This is a genomic window from Streptomyces sp. NPDC060209 (assembly GCF_042728155.1).
In the GTDB taxonomy this organism is placed as follows: Bacteria; Actinomycetota; Actinomycetes; order Streptomycetales; family Streptomycetaceae; genus Streptomyces.
In genome coordinates this window covers 1-9,638 of the sequence record NZ_JBHWZS010000328.1, presented here as the reverse complement: position 1 = coordinate 9,638, position 9,638 = coordinate 1, and the positions used below count along the sequence as shown (strand labels likewise).

9 protein-coding genes are annotated in these 9,638 nt (G+C 70.0%); 7 read left to right on the top strand and 2 right to left on the bottom strand.

The genetic code is table 11. The features are described from left to right. Window positions 1-29 precede the first annotated feature (29 nt). Window positions 30-2,255 carry a transglycosylase domain-containing protein gene (locus ACFWFI_RS36915; RefSeq protein WP_387399133.1) on the bottom strand — a complete coding sequence of 742 codons (2,226 nt, stop codon included), beginning with the start codon at window positions 2,253-2,255 and terminating at the stop codon, window positions 30-32. A 222-nt stretch (window positions 2,256-2,477) separates the two neighbouring features. Here ACFWFI_RS36915 and ACFWFI_RS36910 point away from each other — a divergent pair, with 222 nt between their 5' ends. The 5 genes from ACFWFI_RS36910 (at window position 2,478) to ACFWFI_RS36890 (ending at window position 7,387) form a co-directional block, all read left to right on the top strand. After that, window positions 2,478-3,449, top strand: coding sequence for an SPFH domain-containing protein (locus ACFWFI_RS36910; protein ID WP_387399130.1), 972 nt, complete (start codon window positions 2,478-2,480; stop codon window positions 3,447-3,449). A 59-nt stretch (window positions 3,450-3,508) separates the two neighbouring features. Beyond that, window positions 3,509-3,715 carry a type II toxin-antitoxin system antitoxin gene (locus tag ACFWFI_RS36905; protein WP_387399136.1) on the top strand — a complete coding sequence of 69 codons (207 nt, stop codon included), beginning with the start codon at window positions 3,509-3,511 and terminating at the stop codon, window positions 3,713-3,715. Between the two features lie 131 nt (window positions 3,716-3,846). Beyond that, on the top strand, window positions 3,847-4,371 hold the full coding sequence (locus ACFWFI_RS36900; RefSeq protein ID WP_033297984.1) for a PadR family transcriptional regulator: 525 nt from the start codon (window positions 3,847-3,849) through the stop codon (window positions 4,369-4,371). After that, window positions 4,368-5,054, top strand: coding sequence for an ABC transporter ATP-binding protein (locus tag ACFWFI_RS36895; RefSeq protein WP_387399125.1), 687 nt, complete (start codon window positions 4,368-4,370; stop codon window positions 5,052-5,054). Before ACFWFI_RS36900 ends, ACFWFI_RS36895 begins: the two co-directional genes overlap by 4 nt. Continuing rightward, window positions 5,051-7,387, top strand: coding sequence for an ABC transporter permease (locus ACFWFI_RS36890; RefSeq protein ID WP_387399122.1), 2,337 nt, complete (start codon window positions 5,051-5,053; stop codon window positions 7,385-7,387). The genes ACFWFI_RS36895 and ACFWFI_RS36890 overlap by 4 nt, the downstream gene beginning before the upstream one ends. A gap of 33 nt (window positions 7,388-7,420) precedes the next feature. On the opposite strand, the gene ACFWFI_RS36885 is transcribed toward ACFWFI_RS36890, so the two are convergent. After that, entirely contained in the window at window positions 7,421-8,380 is a 960-nt protein-coding gene (locus ACFWFI_RS36885) for a hydrogen peroxide-inducible genes activator (protein WP_387399120.1), read from the bottom strand. Between the two features lie 132 nt (window positions 8,381-8,512). Between ACFWFI_RS36885 and ACFWFI_RS36880 the strand changes: the two genes are divergently transcribed. Together ACFWFI_RS36880 and ACFWFI_RS36875 are read left to right on the top strand one after the other, a co-directional pair. Then, on the top strand, window positions 8,513-9,067 hold the full coding sequence (locus tag ACFWFI_RS36880; protein ID WP_014154322.1) for a peroxiredoxin: 555 nt from the start codon (window positions 8,513-8,515) through the stop codon (window positions 9,065-9,067). Between the two features lie 12 nt (window positions 9,068-9,079). Next, window positions 9,080-9,616 carry an alkyl hydroperoxide reductase gene (locus ACFWFI_RS36875; RefSeq protein ID WP_387399117.1) on the top strand — a complete coding sequence of 179 codons (537 nt, stop codon included), beginning with the start codon at window positions 9,080-9,082 and terminating at the stop codon, window positions 9,614-9,616. Window positions 9,617-9,638 lie beyond the last annotated feature (22 nt).

The following is a 9,638-nucleotide window of genomic DNA, read 5'->3' as shown; positions in this document are numbered from 1 at the left end:
GCCGGCCGGCACCCGCCCCTCACGCGTCGCTACTGCCCCAGAAGGCTGTCGCTGCCCGGCCGCTCGCCCGGCGGCTGATCCCCGTCCTCGGGGTCCTTCGTGGTGCTGGGAGACCCGCTCGGCGTCCCTGAAGGGGTCTCGCTCGGCGTCTCCGACGGCGTCGGATCCTCGCTGGGCGTCTCGCTCGGCGTCTCGGACGGCGTCGGGTCCTCGCTCGGCGTCTCGGACGGCTCCTCGGTCTCGGACGGAGTGGCCGAGGGCGTCTCGGTCACGGCCGTCTCACCGCGTTCGACTCCCTCCAGGTCGAAGGCGGCGTCCGAGCCGCCCCCGAGCGCGCCCAGGGTGTAGTCCGCCCAGATCTTCGCGGGGAACCCGCCACCGTTGGCCCGGCCGGAGTTGGCCGTGCCGGTGAGGCTGACCTGGCCGCCGCCGTCCTTGGTGGACTCACCGAAGAGGGCCACGGCCGTGGTGAGTTCCGGGGTGTACGCCGTGAACCAGGCAGCCTTGTTGTTCTCGGAGGTGCCCGTCTTGCCGGCGGCGTCGTAGGCGGAGGTGTTGGCCTCGCGGCCGGAGCCGATGTCGACGACCTCGGTCAGCGCCTTCGTCACGGTGTCGGCGGACGCCCGGCTGATCACCTGGCCGCCCACACCGTCGACGGGCTCCATGGTGCGGTCGCGGTGCACGGCGGACTTCACGATGGTCGGGGTGACCTTCTTGCCGTGGTTGTCGAGCGTGGCGTACACGCCGGCCATGTCCCACGTCGAGGCGTTCATGGTGCCGAGCGTGATCGCGGGCCGCTCGGGGAAGTTCTTGTCCGGTACGCCCATGTCGAGTGCGGTCTTCTTCACGGCGCTCGGGGTGACGTCGACGACCATCTGCGCGAAGACGGAGTTGATCGACTTGTCCATCGCCTTCTGGACGGTCGGGCTGTCGTAGCTGACGTCGTCCTCGTTCTGCGGGGCGAAGGGGGTGTCACTGCCCACGACAGGGCGCTTGCTGGTGCCGTCGTAGACCGTGTTCAGGCCGATCAGGTCGCCGTCCTGGGTGGTCGACCCGTTCTCCAGCGCGGAGGCGAGCACCAGCGGCTTGAAGGTGGAGGCCGGCTGGTAGTCCTGCCGGGTGGCGTTGTTGTACCAGTGCTCGGTGGCCCCGACCCCGCCGTACAGCGCGACGACCTTGCCGGTCTTCGGGTCCACGGACGTGGCACCGGCCTGGACGGTCGCGTCGACCTTGTTGTTCTTGCGGTCGAGCTGGTTCTCCAGCTGCCGGTCGACCGACTTCTCGAGCTGCTTCTGCCGCTTCTTGTCGATGTTGAGGGTGACCGTCCAGCCGCCGGCGTCCAGCATCTCCTCGGTGATGCCCTGCCGCTTCATCTCGTCGTTCGCGGCCTCGACGAGGTAGCCGGTCTGGCCCTCCATGCCGGGGGCGGCCTTGGGCGAGTCGGGGACGGGGAACGTCATCTTGTCCCGCTCGGCCCGGTCGAGCCAGCCCTCGTCGACCATGTTGTTCAGCGTGTAGGCCCAGCGCTCCTTGACGAGCTTCTTGCCGGTGGGCGTCGCGTTCGCCCAGTCGTACTGGCTGGGGGCCTGGAGCAGGGCCGCGAGGTAGGCGCCCTGGGAGGTGTCGAGATCCTTGGCGTCGACCCCGTAGTAGGCCTGTGCCGCCGCCTGGATACCGCTCGCACCGCGTCCGTAGTAGACGGTGTTGAGGTATCCGGCGAGGATGTCGTCCTTCTCCGTGCGCTGGTCGACCTTGAGCGAGATCACCAGCTCCTTGAGCTTGCGGGTGACCGTCTGGTCCTGCGTGAGGTAGTAGTTCTTCACGTACTGCTGGGTGATCGTGGATCCACCCTGCTTGCCCTTGCCCGAGAGCGTGTTGAACACACCGCGCGCGGTGCCCTTGAGGTCGACGCCCTGGTCGCGGTAGAAGGACTTGTTCTCGGCGGCGACGAAGGCGTGCTGGACGCTCTTCGGCACGACGCCGAGGTCGACTATCTCCCGGTTGACCTCTGAGTTGCTCCGGGCCAGGAGCGTGCCGTCGCTGTACTTGTAGACGTTGCTCTGCTTCTCGGCCTGGGCATTGGCCTCCGGCACGTCGACGTACATGTAGAGCGCCGCCAGGGCACCCATTCCGAGCAGGCAGAGCCCGAAGAACGTTCCCAGGATCTTCCGCCAGGTGAAGAGCCGGCGTATGCCACCGCCCTTGGCCCGGCGGGCTTCTCGCCCCTGGGCTCGCCGCGCATCCGCTCGACCCATCGCTGTGGTGCTCCTGTTCTTCTGCTCGTACCGCTCCGGTCAGACCTGCCAGCTAACACTGAAAGCCTGGACAAATGGCAAGCGATCCGGTCTTTTCCGGACGTGAGAATCAGCACCCGGTCCCGAAGGAACCGACTCGCGAGGGGTGCACAAGGTTGCGAAACGCGTTAATGTGAAATCACATTGATAGCGCGGCGTCATGCCGCACGAGACGGGGGATCCATGTCCGCACCGCACGACCTTCCCGACGCGACCGGCCCCGGCGCCGACCTGACGCCGGACGCTCCCGAGATGCCCGAACCCCAGGTCAGGGAGACGACCGCACATTCCATCCCCGGCGGCCTCGGGCTCCTGCTGACCGTCTTCGGGGTGTTCCTCGGCGTGGCCCTGGCCATCGTCGGCGGCGTCCTCGGCTCCAACGGCCACAACGGCGCCGGAATCCCGCTCTTCATCCTCGGGCTGCTCCTGGCCATCGCCTCGTTCTTCTGCATGAGCGGTGTGAAGATGGTCGCTCCGGGCGAGGCCCGGGTCATCCAGCTCTTCGGCCGCTACGTCGGCACGATCCGCTCCGACGGCCTGCGCTGGATCAACCCGCTGACGTCCAGCCGCAAGATCTCCACCCGGGTCCGCAACCACGAGACGGCCGTCCTGAAGGTCAACGACGCCTACGGCAACCCGATCGAGCTCGCGGCGATCGTCGTCTGGAAGGTCGAGGACACCGCGCAGGCGCTCTTCGAGGTCGACGACTTCCTGGAGTTCGTCGCCACCCAGACCGAGGCGGCCGTCCGGCACATCGCCATCGAGTACCCGTACGACGCCCACGAGGAGGGCGGGCTCTCCCTGCGGGGCAACGCCGAGGAGATCACCGAGAAGCTCGCGGTCGAGCTCACCGCGCGGGTGCAGGCGGCCGGCGTGCGCATCATCGAGTCCCGCTTCAGCCACCTCGCGTACGCCCCCGAGATCGCCTCCGCGATGCTCCAGCGGCAGCAGGCGGGGGCGGTCGTCGCCGCCCGTCAGCAGATCGTCGAGGGCGCGGTGGGCATGGTCGAGATGGCACTGACCCGGATCGCCGAGCAGGACATCGTCGAGCTCGACTCCGAGCGCAAGGCGGCCATGGTCAGCAACCTCATGGTGGTGCTGTGCGGTGACCGTGCGGCGCAGCCGGTCCTGAACACGGGCACGCTCTACCAGTGACCGACGACGCGGCCCCTCCTCCCGGCCGGACACCCCGGCGCGGCCCCGCCCGCAAGCAGATGCTGCTGCGGCTGGATCCCGCGGTGCATGACGCGCTGGCCCGGTGGGCCTCGGACGAGCTGCGCAGTGCGAACGCGCAGATCGAGTTCCTGCTGCGGCGGGCCCTGGCGGAGGCGGGCCGGCTCCCGGGCGGCGCGGCCCCGATCCCCCGCAGGGGCCGGCCCCCGAAGGCCCCGCCGCCGGAGCCGCCCGAGCCCACGGGGTGACCGCACGGGTCGAGCCGCGCCGGGAGGGGGCCGGGTCCCCGCCCCCCTCCCTCGCACGGCCCGGGTGAGCCGCCCGCACCACCGAGGGCCCGTATACATGCTAGGTATACACACCGTGTACAGTGCGGCGCATGTCAATCGGTCACACCCTCCTCGGGCTCCTGGAGTCCGGCCCCCGCCACGGCTACGACCTCAAGCGCGCCTTCGACGAGAAGTTCGGGCACGATCGCCCACTGCACTACGGTCAGGTCTACGCGACCATGTCCCGCCTGCTGAAGAACGGACTCGTCGAGGTCGACGGGGTCGAGACGGACGGCGGGCCCGAGCGCAAGCGGTACGCCATCACCGACGCGGGCATCACCGATGTCGCCGCCTGGCTCGCGCAGCCCGAGAAGCCGGAGCCGTACCTTCAGTCGACCCTGTACACGAAGGTCGTCCTGGCCCTGCTCACCGGCCGCGACGCCGCCGACCTCCTGGACGCCCAGCGCTCCGAGCACCTGCGCCTGATGCGCATCCTCACCGACCGCAAGCGCCAGGGCGACCTCGCCGACCAGCTGATCTGCGACCACGCCCTCTTCCACCTCGAAGCCGATCTGCGGTGGCTGGAACTGACCTCCGCGCGTCTCGGCCGGCTCGCCGAGGTGGTCGCCCCGTGACCCCCGCCGGCTCCCTGCTCGCCGCCCACGACCTGCACAAGACCTACGGCTCCACCCCCGCGCTCGACGGCGCCTCGTTCTCCGTCCACCCCGGCGAGGTCGTCGCCGTCATGGGCCCGTCCGGCTCCGGCAAGTCGACACTGCTGCACTGCCTCGCCGGGATCGTCACCCCCGACTCGGGCACCGTCACCTACGGCGGCCACGAGCTCTCCGGCATGTCGGACGCCGAGCGCAGCGCCCTGCGCCGCGGCGACTTCGGTTTCGTCTTCCAGTTCGGCCAGCTCGTCCCCGAGCTGACCTGCGTGGAGAACGTCGCCCTGCCGTTGCGCCTCAACGGCGTCAAGCGGAAGGAGGCCGAACGCACCGCCCTGGAGTGGATGGAGCGCCTGGAGGTCGAGAACATCGCCGCCCAGCGCCCCGGTGAGGTGTCCGGCGGTCAGGGCCAGCGCGTGGCCGTGGCCCGCGCCCTGGTCGCCTCCCCCAAGGTGGTCTTCGCCGACGAGCCGACGGGGGCGCTGGACTCCCTCAACGGCGAGCGGGTCATGGAGCTGCTCACCGAGTCCGCCCGGACGGCCGGCACGGCCGTCGTGCTCGTGACCCACGAGGCGCGCGTCGCCGCGTACTCGGACCGCGACGTCGTCGTGCGCGACGGCCGCTGCCGTGATCTGGAGTACGTCGTATGACCTGGCTGCGTGACCTCGGCCTCGGCATACGCTTCGCCGCCGCGGGCGGGCGCGAGGGCTGGGCGCGGACCGCGCTCACCGCCGTCGGGGTGGGACTGGGAGTGGCGCTGCTGCTGGCCGCCGCGTCCGTGCCGCATCTGCTCGCCGAGCGCTCCTCGCGCGACCAGGCCCGTGAGGAGGTCTCGGCGTCGCGCAACGCCGACGTCCCGAAGTCGGACACCACGGTCCTGCGGATCAACGCGGGGACGGAGTACCGAGGCCTCACCGTCGAAGGCTTCCTGATGCGCGCGGAGGGGTCGCACCCGGTCGTCCCGCCCGGGGTCGACGCCTTCCCCGGGGCCGGTGAGATGGCGGCCTCCCCCGCCCTCCGCGAGCTGCTGGCCTCACCCGAAGGCGCCCTCCTCAAGGAGCGGCTGCCGTACCGGATCACCTCGACGATCGCCGACCCCGGTCTGCGCTCCCCGCACGAGCTGTACTTCTACGTGGGCAGCGACTCGCTGACCCCCGCCACCGGCGGGCACCGGCTGGCCGGTTACGGCGACGACACCCCGAACGAGCCGCTCACACCCGTCCTGGTCGTCCTCGTCATCCTGATCTGCGTCGTACTGCTGGCGCCGGTCGCGATCTTCATCGCCACCGCCGTGCGGTTCGGCGGCGACCGCCGCGACCGCCGGCTCGCCGCCCTCCGCCTGGTCGGTACCGACATCCGGACGACCCGCCGGATCGCGGCGGGCGAGGCGCTGTTCGGCTCACTGCTCGGCCTGCTGGCCGGGCTGGCGTTCTTCCTGGTGGGCCGCAGATTCATCGGGCACATCGAGCTCTGGAACCACAGCGCGTTCCCGTCCGACCTCACGCCCGCCCTCTGGCAGGCCGCGCTCATCGCCGTGGCGGTGCCGCTGTCCGCCGTGCTCGTCACACTGGTCGCCATGCGCGCGGTGGCCGTCGAGCCGCTGGGCGTCATGCGCGACACGGGCAGCCGCAGGCGCCGCCTCTGGTGGCGTCTGCTGGTACCGGCCCTGGGTCTGGCCGTCCTGGGACTGACGGGCAGGGTCGAGGAAGACACTCCCGTCGACCCGTACCCGATCGCCGCCGGCGCCGTGCTCGTCCTGTTCGGGCTCGCACTGCTGCTGCCCTGGCTGATCGAGGCCTGTGTGGGCAGGCTGCGCGGCGGTCCGCTGCCCTGGCAGCTGGCGGTGCGCCGGCTCCAGCTGAACAGCGGGGCGGCGTCCCGGGCCGTCAGCGGGATCACCGTCGCGGTCGCCGGCGCGGTGGCCCTCCAGATGCTGTTCGCGGCGGTCGGCGACGAGTTCGAGACGATGACGGGCCAGGATCCCTCACGCGCCCAGTTCCACACCTTCTCGGAGAAGGTCACCGGCGACGCCGCCGCCCGGACCATCGAGGAGTTCCGGGCCACCGAGGGCGTGGAACGCGTCATCGGCACGGTCGAGACGTACGTGACCAAGCCGGGGACGTACGGGGAGGACGAGGTCACGCCCACCACCTCCCTCACCGTCGGCGACTGCGCCACCCTGAAGGAGCTCGCCGAGATCCGTTCCTGCAAGGAGGGCGACGCCTTCGTCGTCCACCCCAGGGGCGACAAGGAGATGAGCGACTGGGTCGACGAGACCGCTCGCAAGGGCGAGGAGATCGAGCTCAACTCCTCCATCGGCTGGGACCCGGGGGCCGAGTCGGTGCGGTGGACCCTGCCCGCGGACGCGGCCACGGTCACGACGAGCCGCGACCCGATCGGTGAGGAGCACTGGGGCATCATGGCGACGGTCGGGGCCGTCGACCCGCGCATCCTGCCGAGCGCCCAGACGGTCGCGCAGATCAAGGTCGACGAGGGCGTGAAGGACGTCTCCGAGTACGTACGGAACACGGCGGCCGGGATCGACCCCGGGATGCGGGTCGCCACCCTGGCCTCGACGGAACGCGACCGTCAGTACGCCAGCGTGCAGACGGGCCTGCGGCTCGGTGCGGCGGCGACGTTGCTGCTCATCGCCGCCTCCATGCTGATCTCCCAGCTGGAGCAGCTCCGGGAACGCAAGCGGCTGCTGTCGGTCCTGGTCGCCTTCGGCACCAGGCGAGTCACCCTCGGCTGGTCGGTGCTCTGGCAGACCGCCCTGCCGGTGGTCATCGGCCTCCTGGTCGCGATCGCGGGCGGCCTCGGGCTGGGCGCGGTCATGACCTGGATGCTGGCCAAGTCGGTCACCCAGTGGTGGCTGTTCCTGCCGATGGCGGGCGCCGGCGGTGCGCTCATCCTGGCCGTGACCCTTCTCTCCCTGCCGCTGCTGTGGCACCTGATGCGCCCGGACGGTCTGCGTACGGAGTGACGCCGGAGGGGTGGGCGCGCCGGGGGGGCGCGCTCACCCTTCTTCGGGTGTCCGTACCGGCAGCGTCCCCATCGCGCCGCGCAGGGCGGCCGCGAGCTCCTCGAACTCGTCGTGCCGCGCCGAGCCCGCCCGCACGGCCAGCGCCACCCGCCGCGAGGGCGCCGGATCCATGAAGTACCCGGTGGACAGCGCCTCGTTCCGCCCGGTCTCCACCGTCACCGCCGTACGCGGCAGCAGGGTCACCCCGAGCCCGCCCGCGACGAGTTGCACCAGCGTGGAGAGCCCGGCAGCGGTCGTCGTCACCGGCGCCCCCTCGGTGCGCCCCGCCTCCCGGCAGACGTCCAGGGCCTGGTCACGAAGGCAGTGCCCCTCGTCGAGCAGCAGCAACGGCAGATCCCGCAGCGTCTCGCGCGGCAGGCCGGTGCGCCCGGCGAGGTCGTGCTCCTTCTCCATGACGAGCACGAAGTCCTCGTCGAACAGCGGCAGCTCCGTGACACCCGGCACCCCGAGCGGCACCGCGAGCAGCAGCAGGTCCAGCCGTCCGGCCGACAGCCCGTCCAGCAGCGAGGAGGTCTGCTCCTCGTGCACCTGCAGCTCCAGGTCCGGGTATCGCTCGTGGACCAGCCTGAGCACGGTCGGCAGCAGATACGGCGCGACCGTCGGGATCACGCCGAGCCGGAGTATTCCGGTGAACGGCGCGCGTACCGCCTCCGCCTCCTCCATCAGCTCGCCGAGAGCCTCCAGCACCGCCCGGCTCCGCACCGCGAGGCGCTCCCCCGCCGGCGAGAGCAGCACCTTGCGCGTCGTACGCTCGATGAGCTGGACACCCAGTGCCACCTCCAGCGCGGACACCGCCCCGGAGAGCGCCGGCTGACTCATACCGATTGCTGCCGCCGCGTCCCGGAAGTGCAGATGTTCCGCCACCGCCGCGAAGGCGCGCAGCTGCGAGAGGCTGGGCTGCTTGACCCTATTGGACTGATTTACATACGCCACTGATAGGCACCTCCGATCATCCCGACCGAGTGTAGCTATTTCTGTGATCAATGCACTCTGTGCCAAGGTGGGGGCAGTCCAACCCCCAGGAACGCCCTCAAAAGGGGATTTCCTACGCAGCAAGGAGTGCGCGTGCTCACTGTCGGTGACAAGTTCCCCGAGTTCGACCTGACCGCTTGCGTGTCGCTGGAGAGCGGCAAGGAGTTCGAGCAGATCAACCACAAGACCTACGAGGGTCAGTGGAAGATCGTCTTCGCGTGGCCGAAGGACTTCACCTTCGTGTGCCCCACCGAGATCGCCGCCTTCGGCAAGCTGAACGACGAGTTCGCCGACCGTGACGCACAGGTCCTCGGCTTCTCCGGCGACTCGGAGTTCGTGCACCACGCCTGGCGCAAGGACCACCCGGACCTGACCGACCTGCCCTTCCCGATGCTGGCCGACTCGAAGCACGAGCTCATGCGTGACCTCGGCATCGAGGGCGAGGACGGCTTCGCCCAGCGCGCCGTCTTCATCGTCGACCAGAACAACGAGATCCAGTTCACGATGGTGACCGCCGGTTCCGTGGGCCGTAACCCCAAGGAGGTCCTGCGGGTCCTCGACGCCCTGCAGACCGACGAGCTCTGCCCCTGCAACTGGACCAAGGGCGAGAACACCCTCGACCCGGTCGCCCTCCTCTCGGGCGAGTGAGCTGATACCGACATGGCACTCGACGAACTCAAGTCCGCCATACCGGACTTCGCCAAGGACCTGAAGCTGAACCTCGGTTCGGTCATCGGCAACAGCGAGCTCCCCCAGCAGCAGCTGTGGGGCACCGTCCTGGCCTGCGCGATCGCCTCGCGTTCGCCGAAGGTGCTGCGCGAGCTGGAGCCGGAGGCCAAGGCCAACCTCTCCGCCGAGGCGTACACCGCGGCGAAGTCGGCCGCAGCCATCATGGCGATGAACAACGTCTTCTACCGCACCCGGCACCTGCTGTCGGACCCCGAGTACGGGAACCTCCGTGCGGGCCTGCGGATGAACGTCATCGGCAAGCCGGGCGTGGAGAAGGTCGACTTCGAGCTGTGGTCGCTCGCCGTCTCCGCGATCAACGGCTGCGGCCAGTGCCTGGACTCACACGAGCAGGTGCTGCGCAAGGCCGGCGTCGTCCGTGAGACCATTCAGGAAGCCGTCAAGATCGCTTCGGTGATCCAGGCGGTCGGTGTGACCCTCGAATCCGAGGCCGTACTCGCCGAGCAGTAACCGGCAGTACCTTTGTACGAGA

What these genes read in the sequence shown, in the direction of transcription:
- ACFWFI_RS36915 (WP_387399133.1), bottom strand. Translation starts at nt 2,255, where the DNA reads ATGGGTCGAGCGGATGCGCGGCGAGCCCAGGGGCGAGAAGCCCGCCGG.
- ACFWFI_RS36910 (WP_387399130.1), top strand. Translation starts at nt 2,478, where the DNA reads ATGTCCGCACCGCACGACCTTCCCGACGCGACCGGCCCCGGCGCCGAC.
- ACFWFI_RS36905 (WP_387399136.1), top strand. Translation starts at nt 3,509, where the DNA reads ATGCTGCTGCGGCTGGATCCCGCGGTGCATGACGCGCTGGCCCGGTGG.
- ACFWFI_RS36900 (WP_033297984.1), top strand. Translation starts at nt 3,847, where the DNA reads ATGTCAATCGGTCACACCCTCCTCGGGCTCCTGGAGTCCGGCCCCCGC.
- ACFWFI_RS36890 (WP_387399122.1), top strand. Translation starts at nt 5,051, where the DNA reads ATGACCTGGCTGCGTGACCTCGGCCTCGGCATACGCTTCGCCGCCGCG.
- ACFWFI_RS36875 (WP_387399117.1), top strand. Translation starts at nt 9,080, where the DNA reads ATGGCACTCGACGAACTCAAGTCCGCCATACCGGACTTCGCCAAGGAC.